Genomic DNA, 17,949 nt, shown 5'->3' with positions numbered 1-17,949 from the left:
CAACACCAAGGGAGCAGCACAGAGCATGACCACACGACGCACACTCGACGACTTCCGCCTGCGGTTCGGTGACCATGGCCCGGAAGTGGTGCCGCTCATGCTGGGCGGCATGGGGGTAGACATCTCCAACACCGATCTTGCGCTCGAAGTCGCCCGGCTCGGCGGCATCGGCCATATCTCCGACGCGATGGTACCCACGGTCACCGACCGCCGTTACGAAACCGAATTCACCAAAGAAAAACTCAAAAAGTACAAATACAACGTCAAAAACAGCGACAAATCGGCGGTGAAATTCGACCTGGGGATGGTGCGCGAAGCGCAAAAGCTCCACGTCGAAAAGACGATGGCGCGCAAAACGGGTGCGGGGATGGTGTTCATCAACTGCATGGAAAAACTCACCATGGGCGCGCCGAAAGAGACGCTCAAGGTGCGGCTCGAAGCAGCGCTCGACGCCGGAATCGACGGCATCACCCTTTCCGCGGGACTGCATCTCGGAAGTTTTGCGCTCATCGAAACCCATCCGCGTTTCCATGACGCCAAGCTCGGGATCATCGTCTCCTCGGTACGGGCCCTCGCGCTCTTTCTCAAGAAAAACAGCCGCACCGGGCGGCTTCCCGATTACGTCGTCGTCGAAGGACCACTAGCGGGCGGCCACCTCGGTTTCGGCCTCGATTGGGCGCAATACGACCTCAAGACCATCACCGCCGAGGTGTTGCGCTATCTGGCCGAAAACCACCTGACGATCCCGGTGATCCCCGCTGGCGGCATTTTCACGGGCACCGACGCGGTCGAATACTTGGAAATGGGCGCCGCTGCGGTGCAAGTCGCAACCCGATTCACCGTCACCAAAGAGTGCGGTCTTCCCGACGACGTCAAACAAGAATACTTCAAAGCCAACGAAGAAGACGTCGTGGTCAATACGATCTCGCCCACCGGATACCCGATGCGGATGCTCAAATCGAGCCCCGCGATCGGCAGCGGCATTCGCCCCAACTGCGAATCGTACGGCTACCTGCTGGATGCGAACGGCCATTGCGCCTATATCGACGCCTACAACCGCGCCATGGAAACCACGCCACCGGGAGATAAGCTCCACGTCTGGGACAAGACTTGCCTGTGCACCCACATGCGCAACTTCAAAGTATGGACGTGCGGTCATTACGTCTACCGCCTCAAGGACACCACACGCCGCTACCCGGACGGCACCTATCAACTCCTCACCGCGGAACACGTTTTCAAAGACTACCAATACAGTACCGAGCACCAAATCCGTTTGCCGGATCCCGAACCACAACCGCCGCAAAAGGCGAAAGGACGCGCGGCGGCACCGGAAACGCTTGCCGACGACACCTAAGCGATGAACGAGCGGCTGATCGCCCCCCAACCGCTGGCAGGCGACGAGCGCTTCGAACGGGCGCTCCGCCCCAAGCGGCTTCGCGATTACACCGGCCAACAAAAGGCACGCGAACAACTCGCGATCTTCATCGAAGCGGCGCGGCAACGCAACGACGCGCTCGACCACGTCTTGCTCTTTGGCCCACCTGGCCTTGGGAAAACGACGCTGGCGCACATCATCGCCGAAGAGCTCGGCGTGGGGTTTCACCAAACCTCCGGCCCGGTGCTGGAGCGCGCAGGGGACCTCGCCGCGATCCTCACCACATTGCAACCCCGTGACGTACTCTTCATCGACGAAATCCACCGCCTCTCTCCCGTGGTGGAGGAGATCCTCTACCCGGCGATGGAGGACTACCAGATCGATATCGTGATCGGGGAAGGACCCGCCGCGCGCTCGATCAAGCTCGACGTCGCCCCCTTTACGCTCGTGGGCGCGACCACCCGCGCCGGGATGCTCACCAACCCGCTGCGCGACCGCTTCGGGATCGTCGCGCGGCTCGAATTCTATAGCGCCGAAGAGCTGCAGCAGATCGTGCTCCGCTCGGCGCGGCTCCTGCACGTGACGATCGACGACGCCGGAGCGCTCGAAATCGCTCGCCGTGCCCGCGGGACCCCACGCATCGCGAACCGGTTACTGCGGCGCGTTCGCGACTTTGCCCAAGTCAAAGCCAACGGCACGATCACCGCCGCGATCGCGCACGAGGCCTTGACCCTTCTGGATGTCGATCCCCTTGGACTCGACGTGATGGACCGAAAGCTCCTTACCGCGATCATCGAACGCTTCGACGGTGGCCCGGTGGGTTTGGAAAACGTCGCCGCGGCAATCGGTGAAGCTCCCGACACCATCGAAGACGTGATCGAACCCTACTTGATCCAACAGGGCTACCTGCAGCGCACCCCCCGCGGCCGCGTCGCCACCGCGGCGGTCTATCGCCATTTTGGCCTGACACCACCCTCAGGACTTGGGCAGGCCAACGCACCCCTCCAGCCCACGCTTTTTCCCGTTTCAGACGAGCTTGGCCGATTACCGTGAGCGACTATGCGCACGTTTCTGGCGCTCGCTTGGCTCTTTACCTTATTCACCGGTGGGTACCTGCTGCTCTTTGCGCCGTCGTTCGAAATGCCGGACCGGCTCGCGCCGGGATGCGGCTGGCTCCTGACGCCGCTCTTGGCGCGCGTGGCAGGTAGCGCGCTGTTACTCCTTGCCGTTGCAGGGTGGCGGATGATCCGCCGTGCCCGCGCCGATGCGCTACACACCGCTCCGCCGCATTGGCATCGCGTGCAGTTTGCGCTCGTTGCCGGGAGTTTCACACTGCTCCTTGCCGTCTCGGCGTTCGCGCCATACGGGCCGCTCACCGCGTGGCAAGGAACGGTTCACTGTCCACAGAGCAGCATCGCCAACGCCTGGTCCGAAGTCACGGGACGTGAATAGAGATACCCCTGCCCCCAGCGCGCTCCCAACGCCTTCACCTGCGCGTGTTGCGCTTCGGTCTCGACCCCTTCGCACACGACGTCGAGCCCCAGCGCATGCGCCAAATCGACCACCCCCCGGACGAAATCGTACCCGCGCTGAGTATCGATCGCCGCGACAAAGCTGCGGTCGATCTTGATCGCCTGCGCGGGGATCTGGTAGAGGCACGAAAGGGACGAAAAACCGGTACCGAAGTCATCGAGCATCACCTGTAACCCAACGCCCCGTAACCGGGAAAGAATCGCGAGCGTTTTCTCACCCTGGTCGAGTACCGCCGACTCGGTGATCTCCACCTTCACCGTTTCGGGCGGTACGCCACACTTCGTGACCGCAGCCAGCAACCACTCGACAAAACCGGGCGCACACAGCTGCCGCGGCGAAACATTCACGGCGATCGTAAGGGTCGCCCGACCCAGTGCCTCATGCCAGGTGCGCAGCGTAGCGAGCGCCTTTTCGATCACCTGTTTGCCGATCGCGTCGATCAGCCCACTCGTTTCGGCAACCTCGAGGAACGCGGCTGGCGGCAACACCCCGCGCCGCGGATGGTGCCAGCGGACCAACGCCTCGAACCCGGCGATCGCCCGCGTTTCGAGATCGACGATCGGCTGGTAATAGGGTTCGAACGCATCCTGTTCGATCGCAGCACGCAGCTCGGCCTCCGTCTCGAATTGTTGCTGCACCGTGAGATGAAGCGCCGGGTCGGAGATCACCGTCGCCGCGCCCCCCTGACGCTTCGCTTCGCGCATCGCCAGCTGCGCTTCCGACAGGACCGCTTCGCTCGAAAGGGGCGTTTCCCCAGACAACGCCGCCTGATCGACCACTGCGACACCAGCAGAAAAGCCCCAAGAAAGCTCGTGGTTCCCGACGCGAAACGGCACTGCCACCCCCTCGCGCCACCGCTGCACCACGCGCAATGGCGCTGCGACATCGCGGACATCTTCCAGCAACACGCAGAATTCGTCGCCCCCAACCCGCGACACCAAGTCTGTGGGCCGTACATTGCGCTGGAGGCGATGCGCCACTTCGGTGAGCAGCAAATCACCCGCCCAGTAACCGAAGCGGTGGTTCACCAAATGAAAGCGGTCGAGCCCAAGACTCACCACGGCAAAACGTGCGGACGGGTTGCGTCGCAAGCGCTGCAGCCCATGATCGACCCGCTGCAAAAAGAGCGCAAGCGCCGGCAACCCGGTCAACCGATCGGTCAGTTCGGGGGAAAGTCGCGCCGCATTGTCGAGGTTGACGCCCACTTCGTGCGCCGAGAGCACCAACCACCCTTCGGAGCCCGCTTGGATCACCGACCAAGCCAAGCCAACGAAGCGCCCGTCGCCGCAGCGCAACCGCGCAGAAAAGCGCACCGTCTCGCCCTGTTCACGCGCCTCCTGCAACCGTGCCGCCACGGCTGAGCGGTCCGCGTCGAAGAGCAGAGCCGTGAACGGCTGTCCCAATACCCCGCGTTCGTCAACGCCGATGAGCGCCAGCAGCCCGGCGCTTGCCGCAGTAATGCGGTTTTCCGCGTCCAACGTCAGCGCCAGATTGTCCGGTAACGAAAAAAATGCCGCGAGCGTTTGGTGTTGCTGCGCGGCATCGATACCAAAGATGATCACCTTCGGCCTCTACTCCTTGAGATGTTCCGCCATCACCCGCCGATAGAACGCGTGGAAGTGCGGCATCCCGTCTTCGTACGGCGACTGATAGGGCCCCACTTCGTTGCGTCCCTCTTGCCACAACACCTTCCGACCCCGGTCCATCCGTTCGGCAATCTCGTCGTCCTCTACCGCCGTCTCCATGTAGGCAGCCTGTTCGGCTTCGACGAATTCGCGCTCGAATTCGACGATCGCTTCGGGGTAGTAGAACTCGACCAAATTCAACGTCTTGTCAACGCCCTGCGGCCAGAGCGTACTCACCACCAGCGAATGGGGGTACCACTCCACCATCACGTTGGGGTAGTACATCAACCAAATCGCCCCATCCTTTGGCAGTTGCCCATTATAGTGGGCCAACACCGCCTGGTGCCACTTTTCGTAGGTTGGAGAACCCGCACGCGCCAGTGAAGTGATCCCCACCCGTTGGACCGAATACCACTTGCCGAACTGCCACTCGAGCTGGTCGCAATCGACGAAATTCCCCAGCCCCGGGTGGAACGGCACCACATGGTAATCCTCGAGATAGACCTCGACGAACGTCTTCCAGTTGTAATGGCATTCGTGCGCCACCACCCGATCGAGCTTGTACCCGGAAAAGTCGAACCGGTCCGCGAACTGCGGCTTCATATCGGCCAAATCGGCGCGCACGTCGCGCGGCCCACGGAACAACAGCCCGTGCCAATTCTGCACCGCCTCGCGCGTCAAATTGAGGCACGGATTCTCCGGGAAATGGGGCGCGCCGATCAACTTCCCATCGAGCGCGTAACTCCACCGGTGCAACGGACAGACGATCTGTTCGGTTTTGCCACTACCGCGCAGCATGATCGCCTGACGATGGCGGCAGATATTGGAAAGCAGATGCACCCCGTCGCGGTCACGCACGAGCGCCATCCCTTCGTCGAACTGCTCGAGCACCCGGTAGCACCCCACCTCCGGCACCATCAGTTCGTGGCCGAGGTACCCCGGCCCGTTTTTGAACAGCACCTCGAGCTCTTTCTGGTAAAGCGCCTCGTCGAAATACCAGGAAACCGGAAATTGCAGCTGCCCCATCACAGATCTCCGCGCAAACGTCCCAGAAAAGCGGGCGATCGTACCACAAAACGCCAGACAATGCTTTGATCTGGCACAAAAAACCAGTCAGTCGAGCCGCACCAGCAACCCTTTGAGGTATTCGCCCTCTGGCGCCCCCAGACCGATCGGATGATCGGCCCCCGCACTCAAGCGGGCAACGATCTGGCCACTGCGACGGTTCTCTGCCGCGCACGTTGCGATGAGCGCCTGAAACTCCTCGACGCCGATCCCGCCGGAACAGGAATAGGTCATCAAGTACCCGCCGGGACGCACCAGACGCATCCCAAAGAGGTTGATATCCCGATACGCGCGCTTCGCTTTGGGCACGTGCGCTGCCGAGGGTGCGAATTTCGGCGGATCCAGAATCACCAAGTCGAACAGCTCGCCTGCCTGCAACCATTCCCGCAGCCCCGAAAAGACGTCCGCTTCGAGCACACGGGAACGATCCGTCGGCAGTGCGGCGTTGAGCGCCAGGTTTTTTTCCAACCACGTGAGCGCGGACGCACTGGAGTCGACCGACCAGACCTCCGCCGCGCCCCCTTTGAGCGCGTGCAACGAAAACCCCCCGGTATAACAGAAGGTGTTGAGCACCCGCAGGCCACTTGCGAGCTGTTGCACCAGACGCCGGTTTTCGCGCTGATCGAGATAAAACCCCGTCTTGTGCCCGCCTGCGATATCGACGGCAAAACGCACCCCATACTCGTCGATCGACACCGTCTCGGGCAGCGTACCCCAGAGTAACCCCACACGGGGCGCCAACCCTTCACGCTGCCGCACCTCGGAATCGGAACGCTCATAGACCGCAGACAAATCGGGACAGGCGCGAACGAGCGCCTCGACGATCACGTCACGCCAACGCTCCGCCCCCGCAAAGGTGATCTGCAAGACCGCGACAGACCCATAGCGGTCGACGATCACGCCGGGCAGACCGTCGGCCTCGCCATGCACCAAGCGCACCCCGCTTTGGCCCGCCAATGTCGGATAACGTGCGCGCCAAGCAACGGCTTGCGCCACCTGGCGACGGAAAAACGCGTGATCCACCGGTTGATCCGGATCGAAACGCCAGATGCGCGCCCGAATGCCAGAAGTGAATGAAATGCCTGCGCGGGCGAGCGGCGTACCATCGTGCGCACAGACGCGCACCGTGCCACCGTTTTCGACGCGCCCCACCACTTTGGCGACGCTTTGGGCAAAGATCCAAGGGTGGCGCGCCTTGACGGCGCGCTCTTTACCCGGTTTCAGAATCAGATCGGCCATGGGGCGATTCTACCGCGCTTTCGCGCCCTCCGCGCCGTGCGCGTGGGTGTGCGGCGTCGTAAATCCGCGCCAGATGCTGCACGTCCAGTTTCGTGTAGATCTGGGTGCTCGCCAACGACGCGTGGCCAAGCAGCTCTTGCACTGCGCGCAGATCGCCGCTCGACTGCAACAGGTGGCTCGCAAAACTGTGGCGCAACATGTGGGGATGCAGCCGCTGCCCCACGCCGAGCCGTTCCGACCAGTAGGCCAACCGCGACGCCACCCCTTGCGGTGACAGACGCCGTCCACGGTCGGAGACGAAGAGCGCTTGCTCATCGGCGGCTGCCAACCCGGGACGGACGCGCAACCACTCCCGCACCGCGTCGCGCGCCATTCGGCCCACCGGAACCCACCGCCGTTTGCGACGCTTGCCCAACACCACGATCCGTCCGGCCGCCCAGTCGCACTCGGGGTCGTCGTAATCGAGCGCAACCAACTCGCCCACCCGCAAGCCGCACCCATAGAGGAGCTCGAACAGCGCACGGTCACGTGCCCAGAGGGCTTCCGCGCGTATGCCGTCCGGTTGCTGTGGCGCACGCGGCGGACGGGCCGCGCTCAGTGCGTCGAGAAAGCGCACTGCTTCATCCACGGGCAACGCTTTCGGCAAGAGGCGATCGCTTTTCGGTGGCCGAACCCCAACGGTGGGATCGACCGCCAAATGGCCATGCGTACATGCCCAGCGGTAAAAAGCGCGCCACGCCGACAAGCGCCGCGCCAGCGACCGGGGCGCCAACCCCGCTTCGTGCGCCGTGCCGATCGCTTTGCGGACCGCAGCAGGGGTCACCTCGCCAAGCGCCCCGTTGCAGAGCGCCACGAGGTGCGCGATCTCCCGCGCGTACGCCGCATGCGTGTACGCTGAAACGCGGCGCACGACCGCAAGATAGTCCAACCACGCCGCGATAAGCGGCGGCACACCGTCCAACGCGCCCGGCGCTGCGCCCGTCCGCGGCGTTACCTGCCCGACGCGCCCATCGTCACAAATCGAACGTCGCGCCACCTGCCCCCCGTGCTGCGTCCTCTGTTCGCCCCGCTCCTTGGACCCGTGCCCACGCGGCGCGGATCCCCGCCCGGACCTGCTCCAAGAAAAGGACACCGTTGCGTTCGTCGAAATAGTCCGAGGCCGTGTGCGCAAACAGCAACCAATGCCCCTCTTCGATCACCAAAAGCGCCGCCGACCCGTAAGGAGCCCCGAACCACGCCGTCAAGGCCGCGTTCGCTGGCAATGCTGCAGCACGAACAGGGCGCAATCCCAACCACCGTCGCAAAGGAAGCGGGAGCGCTTCGCACCAACGCACACACGGAAAAGCAAACTCACGCGTTGCCCAGGCCAGCACCGTTTCCCGAACCGCTTGCGGTGTCAAGGCGCTCTGCAGCGCGACCAAGAGCGCAACCACCTGCCGCGCCAACCGGTCATTGGCGCGTGCGATCGCTTCCCATTCGGCGAGTCGCGCCGCCAAACGGTCGCATTCGTGTCGAAGTCGCATGGCCTGACGGTGCGCCAACGAGATCACATCCGCTGGCGTGCCGTCCGGCAAGCGCAGGGTTGCCAGCCACTCAACTTCCCGCAGGAAAAAAGTAGGATGGTCGGCAAGATAGCGCTTCACTGCGCGCGCAGAAAGCGCAACCCTAGCGGTTACTGGACGCCGCCGCCGCAAACGGGCGTTACGCACACGCCGTGGTCGCTGTCTGCCCATCGCCTGACGTCAACGCGGCTCTGGTGCCACGTCCCATGTGGGGCGTGGCACGAGTTGATCCGGATCGAACGTACCGTGAAAGACCGTCACGGCTGGCCCGGTCATCCACACCGGCTCAGTCTGAGGTGCATGCCCCCCTGCCCACGCAACGGTCAGCGTCCCGCCGCGTGTCTCCACCGTCACGGGACTTTGCAGCAAACCGCGGCGAATTCCAGCTACCACCGCAGCACATGCCCCTGTGCCACAAGCCAACGTTTCGCCGGCGCCGCGTTCGAAAACCCGCAAGCGAATCCGCTGCGGCGTCACCACCTCCATGAACCCGACATTGACCCGCGCCGGAAATGCGGGGTGACGCTCGATCGCTGGCCCCAGCGTCGCAACCGGCGCGGTGCGCACATCCCCGACCACGAGCACCACATGGGGGTTGCCCATCGAGACGACGCTCACCAGCAACCGCTCGTCACCGACCCGCAACGGGGTCACTGCGGGCGCAGCATCAGCTGAACGCAACGTCGCCCACGCCTCGGCAGACTCCGGGTCTGCCGCCTGCGGCACGAACGGAATTTCCGACGGCAAAAAACGCGGTGGCCCCATATCGACCGTCACCGAACCGTCGTCGTTGAGCCGCGGCGCGATCACACCGGAACGGGTCAGCACGCGGATCACCCGTTTTTGCGTCAGCCCCGTATCGAAGACGAAACGGGCAAAACAGCGCGCCCCGTTCCCGCACTGTTCGACTTCGCCCCCATCGGCGTTGAAAATCCGGTAGCGAAAATCGACCGTCTCGTCCGGGGGCGGCTCGACCAGCAGGATCTGATCGCACCCGATCCCAAACGCCCGGTCCGCGATCCGTCGCGCCAGATCAGGGGTGAGCGCGATCGCTTGACGCACCGCATCGAGCACGACGAAGTCGTTGCCCAGCCCGTGCATCTTCGTAAACGGCCATTGCGCCACGTCAATCTCCTACGCAGCAGACGGCAACGCCTCGGCGAGCAACTCGACCCAGTGCTTCACCGGCAACGCCGTACCGCTTTGCAGATGGACCAAACAGCCGATATTGGCCGTCGCGATCACCTGCCCTCGCGTTTCCGCCAGCGCTTCTAATTTGTTCGCTTTGAGCGCCGCACTGATTTCGCGTTGCAAGAGGCTGTAGGTGCCGGCCGAACCACAACAGAGGTGAGCGTCGCGCACGGGCGGCACCACCCAACCGGCCTGCGTCAGCAACCGTTCCACCACGCCGCGCACCTTGAGTCCGTGCTGAAGCGTACAGGGCGCATGAAATGCGACCACCCCGCGCGAACCGGGCGGCACCGAACCCAGACGCGCCAACAGATCCGCCTCGAAGCGCGCCACCACCTCGCTGGGGTCCCACACCCGCTCGACGACGAAACGCGCCTTTTCCGCGTACGCGGGGTCGTGCGCCAACAGCGCGGCATAGTCGCGGACGTGCGCTCCACAACCGCTAGCGGTGACCACTACCCCTTCGATTTCGCCTGAATGGAGCTTCGGCCACCACCAATCGATATGACGCCGTGCGCGCGCCAGTGCCTTTTCGTTTTCTCCCAAATGGTGCTCGACTGCGCCGCAACAACCGGCGTCTGGCGCAGGCGTCAGCGTAATCCCCAGCGCGTCGAAAAGTCGGGCGGTTGCCGCGTTGATCCCCGGTTTCAGCGCCGGTTGCACGCAGCCGGTCACGACCCACATACGCCGCGGATGGTCGCGGACCGGCCACGGCCCAGGGGCCTCCTTAGGCGGCACCTGTTGTGCGAGCGTTTTGGGCAGAAGCGGCCGCACCGCTTGACCAACGCGCAGCGCCGCGGTGAAAAGCGGCCGGTTGGTCAGTCCCCATGCCAACGCTTTGCGTACCCACGCTTCTCCCTTTGGCCGGGGCACCTGAGCATCGACCACCGCACGCCCGATGTCGAGCAAGCGGTGATAGGTCACTCCAGACGGACAAGTGGTTTCGCACGATCGGCACGTCAAACAGCGATCCAAATGGTGCTGGATCGTGCGCGTTGCCGGCGCCCCTTCGAGCACCATTTTGATCTGGTAGATACGCCCCCGCGGCCCGTCGAGCTCGTCCCCCAACAGCTGGTAGGTGGGACAGGTCGCGGTACAGAATCCGCAATGGACGCATTTGCGCAGAATCGCCTCGGCTTCTGCCGCTTCCGGCAACGCTTGGGCAAATGGCGCGAGATGGGTTTGCATCGCTCACCCCTCCCCGAACGGGCCATCACCGAAGAGGCGATCGGGGTCGAACACGTCGCGCACGCGCGCTTCGATCGCCGCTACCGTTTCAGGCCGCGCGTTCATCCAGCGCGGCGCCGGCGCTCCTTGCCACCGCCACGCCCAGCCGCCCAGTTGCGCGGCATACGCGAACCCATCCCAGTCCGGCGGCGCGACCACCCAGCGAATGCCGCCCGTGCCTTCGAACCAGAAACGGGCACCAACCTCGGTGATCGGCGCCGTTGGCGGTACCGCCAAGCGCCACAACACCATGCCGTCGGAAACCGTCCAAAGCGCTTCGTGGTGGTCGCGCACACGCTGCCACAACGCGTCGGCTTCATCGTCTGCCACCGCCTCGCCCCCGAGCTGCACCCCAGCTTCCTCGACCGCCGCTCTTGCGCCACGCAGTTGCACCCAAAGCGTCCCGTCTGCCCACAGCGCTGCCGAAAGCGGCAACGGCTGCCCCGCCCAGCGGTTGAGTTGCCTACTCGCCTCCACAGCCGTCATCGCGAAACGGCGGGTTGCCGATGCCGGTGGCACGGGCGCCACCTTGAGCGAAACCGAAAGCAGCACGCCCAGCGTGCCCCACGACCCAACCAAGAGCCGCGACACGTCATACCCGGCGACGTTCTTCATCACTTCGCCGCCAAAACGCAACACACGCCCCCGGCCATCGAGCAACCGAACCCCCAGCACCGCGTCACGCACCGTTCCGTGCCCAAGGCGGGTGGGGCCGGACAGGCCGCTCGCGACGACACCGCCAATCGTCGTTCCGGCATGAAAACGCGGTGGGGCAAAGGGCAACCACTGATTGCGTTCGGCCAAGAGCGCCTCGACCTCGGCAAGCGGAGTTCCGCCGCGCACCGTCACCACCAATTCGGTGGGTTCGTAGCGCTCGACACCACGTAACGCGCGCGTATCGATCACCAGGGCGTCATCGGGTATCCCACACCACGGCAAGTGCGACTTGCTCCCGCCGCCGCGGATACGGACGGGTTGGCGCCGTTCGCGTGCCGTATGCAATCGTTCCTGCCACTCAGAGATGATGCGCTGTTGGGTTTCGTCTGTCATACCATGCCCCAGTCACTCAAAAACGGGGAAGCTCGGGAAACGGCAACGCCCCGCCAGAGACGCGCATCTTGCCATACTCGGCACAACGGTGAAGCGTCGGGATCGCTTTTCCCGGATTCAACACACCGTCCGGGTCGAATGCCGCTTTGATCTGGAAAAAGGCTTCGCGCTCTTCAGGCGTGAATTGCACGCACATCTGGTTGATCTTCTCGACTCCGACGCCGTGTTCTCCCGTGATCGTCCCCCCCAGCGCCACCGAGCGTTCGAGAATTTCCGCCCCGAACGCCTCGGCACGCTCCCATTCCCCGGGGACATTGGCATCGAACAGGATCAGCGGGTGCAAATTGCCATCCCCGGCGTGAAAGACATTGAGGCAACGCAATCCGTAGCGTGACTCCATTTCACGTATCGCTTCAAGCATCGCACCGATCGCGCGGCGCGGGATGGTGCCATCCATGCAGTAGTAGTCGGCCGAAATACGTCCGGCCGCGGGAAACGCCGCTTTGCGCCCCGCCCAGAAGCGCAGCCGCTCCGCCTCGTCGCGGGAAACACGGATTTCTGTGGCCCCGTGCGCCTCCAACACCGCTTTCATCCGCGCGATCTCTTCGGCCACCTCGGCTTCGGTCCCATCGGCTTCACACAGCAACAGCGCTTCCGCGTCGGTGGGATAACCCGCATGGATGAAATCCTCCACCGCCACCGTCGCGCCACGATCCATCATCTCCAGCCCCGCGGGAATGATCCCCGCCGCAATCACCGCCGCAACCGCTTCCCCGGCGGCTCGAACCGAATCGAACGCGGCCAAAAGACACTTCGCCACGACCGGTTTGGGCAAGAGGCGCACGGTGATTTCGGTGACCACCGCAAGCATCCCTTCCGAACCGATCGTCAGCGCCAGAAGGTCATAACCCGGCGCGTCGGGCGCGACACTCCCAAACGCCACGGGTTCGCCACTTGCCGTAAACCCACGCACCGCAAGCACGTTATGGACCGTCAAGCCATACTTCAAACAGTGCACGCCACCCGAGTTTTCGGCAACGTTCCCCCCGATCGTGCACGCGATTTGTGACGATGGGTCGGGCGCATAGTAAAGCCCGTAGGGCGCCACTGCTTCACTGATCGTCAAATTGCGCACGCCTGGCTGCACCCGAGCCGTTCGCGCGACCGGGTCGATCGCCAGAATCCGGTTCAAGCGCGCCAACGAGAGCACCACCCCTTGCGGATGGGGCATCGCCCCACCGGACAACCCCGTGCCCGCGCCGCGTGGCACCACCGGCACCCCCATCTCGTGACACACCTTGAGCACCGCAACCACTTCGTCTTCCGACTGCGGCAGCACTACCGCCAGTGGCTGTGCGCGAAACACCGACAAACCGTCGCATTCGTACGGCGCCAACTCTTCAGGTGCGCACAACACCCGATCCGCTGGCAACACCGCGAGCAAGCACGCGCGGAGTTGCTCGGCATCGACCTCGAAATGGCGTTCCGTCTGCGCCCAGGCGCGCGCCCGATCGACAACCGCCTCCATCGTCACCTCCCTCACTTGGGGTATGGCCCATCAGTGGCAAACTGGCTGCGCCACGGTGGGAAGATCACCGCGCCGCAAACGCGCGAAGAGATCCTGCATCACCGCGCCGATCACCGCTTCGTCTTCGCTCAACCGCGCGTAACTGCGCAGCCCCATCAATTGCACCTGCAAATAGTGCGCGGTTCGATCCGGATCGAGTTCGCGGGGAATCTCCCCGTTCGCCTGCGCTTCCCGGAGCAATTCGGCAAAACAGCCCTGCATGACCTTGAGATGGTTGCGCACCTCGACCACCAACTCGCCCTCTTCGTCGTCGCTCAACTCGAGCAGCGACTTCACCAACAAGCACTGCGGGTTGGGCGCACGGTGTCGCAGCTCCAACACTACGGTCTGGAAATAGCGCTCGATCGCGGTAAGCGGTGAGCCCGTTTCGTCCCGCAAACGACGCAGCAACGTCTGCCCACCCTGGGTATAGTACCGCAACACCTCGCGAAAGAGTCCTTCCTTACTGCCGAATGCGGCATAGATGCTCCCGGGGCGCAAGTCGAGCACCTGTTGCAAATCACGCATCGACGTCCCATGAAAACCGCGCGCCCAAAAAAGGCGCATTGCCTGATCGACGATTTCACTCCGTTCTCGTTTCATAGTCGCTGCTCGATTGTCGTGTTAGGAGATTATCACTTGAACGATCGTTCGAGCGCAAGTATAATGCATGGACCTTCACCACAAACAGGAGCAATGCAATGCAATTTCCCGAGCTATAGTCAAATCTGGTGTATGACCTGATCAGGCGGCGTTCCTGCTTTCGTCGGTTTCGCGTTTGTCATTGACTTCCACTCCGTCCCTGAACTTTACTCCTTCGACAACCTTGGCAAGGTAGTTGAACCCTCGTATCCGCCGCCAGCGTTTCTGTGCGCTCATTCCCAGTTTGTACAACGTTGCCAGCAGGGTGTTTCGGCTCACGCAGCCTTTGGCCTGGTCACTCCGGTGGCGAATCGTGGCAAAGGCCGACTCAATGGGATTGGTCGTGCGAATATGCACCCAGTGTTCGGCCGGAAAGTCGTAGAAGGCCAGAAGGGCCTCCCGGTCCTTTTCCAGGCAGGTCACCGCCTTCGCGTATTTGGCTTGGTATGTCGCAACGAAATGGTCGAAGGCCTTGTGGGCTGATGCCCGGTCTTCGGCCATCCAGATCTCCTGCAAGGCTTTCTTGACCTTGGGCTGAACGGCTTTGGGCAGGTAGTTCAGTACGTTGGCCGTCTTGTGCACCCAGCAGCGCTGGTGACGGGTTTCGGGATACACTTCCTCGAGCGCCGCCCAGAAGCCCAAGGCGCCGTCGCCTACTGCCAGTTTCGGCGGCACATCAAGGCCGCGCTGCTTCAGCCCCAGCAGCACCTCCCGCCAGCTCTGGGTCGATTCCCGAATGCCATCCTCGATGGTCAGAAAATGTTTCTCGCCCCATTCGTTGACGCCGATGATCACCAGGGCGCACAGCTTCTGGCCCTCGGCCCTCAGGCCGCTGTAGATGGCGTCTGCCCACCAATAAACCCAGCGCACCCCTCTCATGTCCCGCTGGCACCATTCGGTATATTCCGCTTCCCACTCCCGTTTCAGGCGGCCAATCACCGAAGCAGACAGCCCTTTTGCCTCGGGGCCGACGAGCACCTCCAGGGCCTCTTTCATCTGGCCGGTCGAGATGCCCTTCAGGTAGAGCCACGGCAGAGCGGCCTCCACCCGACGGGCCTTGCGCACATACGGCGGCACCAGTGAGGAGCGAAATACCACCGATTCCTTCCCACGGCTGCGCACCTTCGGCACCTTCACCGTTACCGGTCCTACGCCGGTCAGAATTTCCCGCTCCGGCAGATAACCATTGCGAACCACCGCACGGCGCCCCTGTTCGTCTGTCTGCCCCTCATACTTTGCCAGCATCTCGGCCAGCTCCGCCTCGATCGCTTGCTGAATCAGTCGCCTGGCGCCATTGCGCAGCAACTCCGTCAACGAGTCCTCGATACCCCCTGGCATCAACAAAGAAACGATGTTATCTTTACTCATGGTGGCGTGCTCCTTTGCTGTTCATCAGTTCGGTAAAACCGATTTCAGCAGAGTACGCCGCCCTTTTCAATCACTCCGTACACCAGTTTCGAGCATAGCTCGGGAAACGGGGGGGACCTCCGTATCGGTCTCCCATTGCAATCCGTGTTTGACGGCCAAAATTGGCGCCATGAGCCGTTACGCTTAACGGTAGTCGTCCATGCGCCACGTGAACGGCTCACGCAAATCATCGCAAAGCATCAAACGTTGCAACATCTCATCGACAACGAGTGGATACACCTCTGGCATTGGGCTGACCAAGAATTCACCCGGTACAAAGGCGGAGCATGGTTTGCAGTAGCTTCATCACTTGCGTGCGAACTTTCGGACTCGCACGATCGTTCGCCCCAAAGCCACGTACGTGCGGCGAACGAACCGACGCACGATCGGGAAATCGACTGCCAACAGACTCAACCCCAGCGGTAACATCCAAAAACCGAGAACCGGAAGAAAACCGAGGAGACCGCCGATGATCAGCAGCACGGCGATCGAATGGCGGTACCACTTCCGGTCCGTCGTTTTCAAATAGCGGTAGTACGCAAGGAACCGCGTGCGAAAATCCATTTATGACATGAACTCACGGGTAAATCACACCGCTTCGAATTGTACAGGTTTCCCTGTCTTCAGTTACGCTTAGGGGGGTCAGGAAGATCGCCACGTAAACTTCAAGCGCCCATCTTTTGGGATGGGCGTTTGGTGTTTGGGTTTGACTGGTTTGGGTTGTTGGGTTGAGTCTGACGATGACCTACTTTCCCGAGGAGTGTTCCTCAGTATCATCGGCGCTGCCTTGTTTCACGGTCCTGTTCGGGATGGGAAGGCGTGGTGCCAAGGCGCTATGGTCGTCAGACTCGAAGCTGGTGTGACGCTTTGGAACGGCGTGTGGGTTTTAGGTAGGGGGTGCGTTTTGGGTGATGTGTGTGTGGGTTTATGTGGCGTTACGGCCATAGGATCAAGCCGGTCGGGCAATTAGTACGGCTCAGCTCAACGCCTTGCAGCGCTTACACATGCCGCCTATCAACGTGGTGGTCTTCCACGGCCCTGATCGGGAAGTCTCATCTTGGGGTGAGTTTCGCGCTTAGATGCTTTCAGCGCTTATCTCTTCCGCACTTAGCTACCCGGCGGTGCCACTGGCGTGACAACCGGTACACCAGAGGTGCGTCCACTCCGGTCCTCTCGTACTAGGAGCAGCTCCCCTCAAACTTCCTACGCCCACGGCAGATAGGGACCAAACTGTCTCACGACGTTTTAAACCCAGCTCACGTACCTCTTTAAATGGCGAACAGCCATACCCTTGGGACCGACTACAGCCCCAGGATGAGATGAGCCGACATCGAGGTGCCAAACACCGCCGTCGATGTGAACTCTTGGGCGGTATCAGCCTGTTATCCCCAGAGTACCTTTTATCCGTTGAGCGATGGCCCTTCCATGCGGGACCACCGGATCACTAGGACCTGCTTTCGCACCTGCTTGGCTTGTGGGCCTTGCAGTCAAGCACGCTTATGCCCTTGCACGTACAGCGCGATTTCCGACCGCGCTAAGCGTACCTTCGTGCTCCTCCGTTACCTTTTGGGAGGAGACCGCCCCAGTCAAACTGCCTGCCATGCACGGTCCCGGGTGGGGATGCACCCACCGCGGTTAGAACCTCGATGGGGCCAGGGTGGTATTTCAAGGACGGCTCCACCGAAGCTGGCGCCTCGGCTTCTTTGCCTCCCACCTATCCTACACAGGCCACATCAAAGTCCAATGCAAAGCTGCAGTAAAGGTTCATGGGGTCTTTCCGTCTAGCCGCGGGTAGATTGCATCTTCACAACCACTTCAATTTCGCTGAGTCCCAGCAGGAGACAGTGGGGCCACCGTTACGCCATTCGTGCAGGTCGGAACTTACCCGACAAGGAATTTCGCTACCTTAGGACCGTTATAGTTACGGCCGCCGTTTACCGGGGCTTCGATCAGGAGCTTGCACCCCATCACTTAACCTTCCGGCACCGGGCAGGCGTCACACCCTATACGTCCACTTCCGTGTTTGCAGAGTGCTGTGTTTTTATTAAACAGTCGCAGCCCCCGATTCTCTGCGACCCCCAAGCGCTTCAGGGGCAAGCCCTTACACGCTCAGGGGCACACCTTCTCCCGAAGTTACGGTGTCAATTTGCCGAGTTCCTTCTGCTGGGTTCTCTCAAGCGCCTTGGTGCTTTGACACCAGCCCACCTGTGTCGGTTTGCGGTACGGTCACCTTGCAACTGAAGCTTAGAGGCTTTTCCTGGAAGCTTGGGATCGCGCCTAGCGAAGAACCGAAGCTCTTCGCCCCGTCACCTCTCGTCGTTGCCGGGCGGATTTGCCTACCCAGCCTGACTACCGGCTTAGACCAGGGCGTCCAACACCTGGCGGCGCTACCCTTCTTCGTCCCCCCATCGCATTGCAAGGTGGTACGGGAATATTGACCCGTTTCCCATCGACTACGCCTTTCGG

At 62.3% G+C, this 17,949-nt stretch carries 16 protein-coding genes and 2 rRNA genes (1 of these 18 cut by a window edge); 4 read left to right on the top strand and 14 right to left on the bottom strand.

Annotated features, from left to right (window positions below; all coding sequences use genetic code 11):
- Positions 1–25 precede the first annotated feature (25 nt).
- From ACYQ4Z_RS00120 to ACYQ4Z_RS00110, 3 genes are read left to right on the top strand one after another with little or no spacing between them, the layout of a single operon-like run.
- Entirely contained in the window at positions 26–1,354 is a 1,329-nt protein-coding gene (locus ACYQ4Z_RS00120) for a nitronate monooxygenase (RefSeq protein ID WP_459859715.1), read from the top strand.
- Between the two features lie 3 nt (positions 1,355–1,357).
- Positions 1,358–2,428: a Holliday junction branch migration DNA helicase RuvB gene (gene ruvB, locus ACYQ4Z_RS00115; protein ID WP_219973415.1), complete on the top strand. Its 1,071-nt coding sequence runs from the start codon at positions 1,358–1,360 to the stop codon at positions 2,426–2,428.
- A gap of 6 nt (positions 2,429–2,434) precedes the next feature.
- The gene (locus ACYQ4Z_RS00110) at positions 2,435–2,827 is read left to right on the top strand and encodes a hypothetical protein (RefSeq protein ID WP_119334315.1); all 393 of its coding nucleotides are present in this window, start codon (positions 2,435–2,437) and stop codon (positions 2,825–2,827) included.
- On the opposite strand, the gene ACYQ4Z_RS00105 is transcribed toward ACYQ4Z_RS00110, so the two are convergent.
- From ACYQ4Z_RS00105 to ACYQ4Z_RS00055, 11 genes are all read right to left on the bottom strand, one after another.
- The gene (locus ACYQ4Z_RS00105; protein WP_459859714.1) at positions 2,770–4,470 is read right to left on the bottom strand and encodes a putative bifunctional diguanylate cyclase/phosphodiesterase; all 1,701 of its coding nucleotides are present in this window, start codon (positions 4,468–4,470) and stop codon (positions 2,770–2,772) included. The two genes, ACYQ4Z_RS00110 and ACYQ4Z_RS00105, sit on opposite strands and share 58 nt — an antisense overlap.
- 9 nt (positions 4,471–4,479) lie before the next feature.
- Positions 4,480–5,559, bottom strand: coding sequence for an aromatic ring-hydroxylating oxygenase subunit alpha (locus tag ACYQ4Z_RS00100; protein ID WP_219973419.1), 1,080 nt, complete (start codon positions 5,557–5,559; stop codon positions 4,480–4,482).
- Between the two features lie 87 nt (positions 5,560–5,646).
- The gene (locus ACYQ4Z_RS00095) at positions 5,647–6,837 is read right to left on the bottom strand and encodes a class I SAM-dependent rRNA methyltransferase (RefSeq protein WP_219973421.1); all 1,191 of its coding nucleotides are present in this window, start codon (positions 6,835–6,837) and stop codon (positions 5,647–5,649) included.
- Positions 6,809–7,873 carry a tyrosine recombinase XerC gene (locus ACYQ4Z_RS00090; RefSeq protein ID WP_197713725.1) on the bottom strand — a complete coding sequence of 355 codons (1,065 nt, stop codon included), beginning with the start codon at positions 7,871–7,873 and terminating at the stop codon, positions 6,809–6,811. The genes ACYQ4Z_RS00095 and ACYQ4Z_RS00090 overlap by 29 nt, the downstream gene beginning before the upstream one ends.
- Positions 7,851–8,546, bottom strand: coding sequence for a DUF484 family protein (locus ACYQ4Z_RS00085; RefSeq protein ID WP_459859713.1), 696 nt, complete (start codon positions 8,544–8,546; stop codon positions 7,851–7,853). Before ACYQ4Z_RS00085 ends, ACYQ4Z_RS00090 begins: the two co-directional genes overlap by 23 nt.
- Before the next feature lie 33 nt (positions 8,547–8,579).
- The gene (dapF, locus tag ACYQ4Z_RS00080) at positions 8,580–9,500 is read right to left on the bottom strand and encodes a diaminopimelate epimerase (protein ID WP_119336012.1); all 921 of its coding nucleotides are present in this window, start codon (positions 9,498–9,500) and stop codon (positions 8,580–8,582) included.
- Positions 9,501–9,533: 33 nt separating this feature from the next.
- The gene (gene glcF, locus ACYQ4Z_RS00075; RefSeq protein ID WP_119334310.1) at positions 9,534–10,778 is read right to left on the bottom strand and encodes a glycolate oxidase subunit GlcF; all 1,245 of its coding nucleotides are present in this window, start codon (positions 10,776–10,778) and stop codon (positions 9,534–9,536) included.
- 3 nt (positions 10,779–10,781) lie between these two features.
- Complete coding sequence (gene glcE / locus ACYQ4Z_RS00070) at positions 10,782–11,867, bottom strand: glycolate oxidase subunit GlcE (protein ID WP_219973424.1); 1,086 nt, start codon at positions 11,865–11,867, stop codon at positions 10,782–10,784.
- Between the two features lie 16 nt (positions 11,868–11,883).
- The gene (locus tag ACYQ4Z_RS00065; RefSeq protein ID WP_459859712.1) at positions 11,884–13,395 is read right to left on the bottom strand and encodes an FAD-linked oxidase C-terminal domain-containing protein; all 1,512 of its coding nucleotides are present in this window, start codon (positions 13,393–13,395) and stop codon (positions 11,884–11,886) included.
- Positions 13,396–13,425: 30 nt separating this feature from the next.
- Entirely contained in the window at positions 13,426–14,037 is a 612-nt protein-coding gene (locus tag ACYQ4Z_RS00060; RefSeq protein ID WP_438438554.1) for a TetR/AcrR family transcriptional regulator, read from the bottom strand.
- A gap of 141 nt (positions 14,038–14,178) precedes the next feature.
- Complete coding sequence (locus ACYQ4Z_RS00055; RefSeq protein WP_287683922.1) at positions 14,179–15,444, bottom strand: IS256 family transposase; 1,266 nt, start codon at positions 15,442–15,444, stop codon at positions 14,179–14,181.
- A 69-nt stretch (positions 15,445–15,513) separates the two neighbouring features.
- On the opposite strand from ACYQ4Z_RS00055, the gene ACYQ4Z_RS00050 reads away from it, so the two are divergent.
- Entirely contained in the window at positions 15,514–15,909 is a 396-nt protein-coding gene (locus ACYQ4Z_RS00050) for a putative inorganic carbon transporter subunit DabA (protein ID WP_459860447.1), read from the top strand.
- Here ACYQ4Z_RS00050 and ACYQ4Z_RS00045 read toward each other — a convergent pair.
- From ACYQ4Z_RS00045 to ACYQ4Z_RS00035, 3 genes are all read right to left on the bottom strand, one after another.
- A complete protein-coding gene (locus tag ACYQ4Z_RS00045; protein WP_438438553.1) occupies positions 15,790–16,047 on the bottom strand; it encodes a hypothetical protein in 258 nt (85 codons plus the stop codon). The genes ACYQ4Z_RS00050 and ACYQ4Z_RS00045 overlap by 120 nt on opposite strands.
- A 168-nt stretch (positions 16,048–16,215) precedes the next feature.
- A 5S ribosomal RNA gene (gene rrf / locus ACYQ4Z_RS00040) occupies positions 16,216–16,330 on the bottom strand.
- Between the two features lie 98 nt (positions 16,331–16,428).
- Positions 16,429–17,949, bottom strand: a 23S ribosomal RNA gene (locus ACYQ4Z_RS00035); it runs 1,353 nt beyond the window's last position.

Source organism: Hydrogenophilus hirschii, assembly GCF_054656675.1.
Note: the sequence above shows the minus strand (reverse complement) of the source record. Positions and strands in the feature narration are given on the sequence as shown.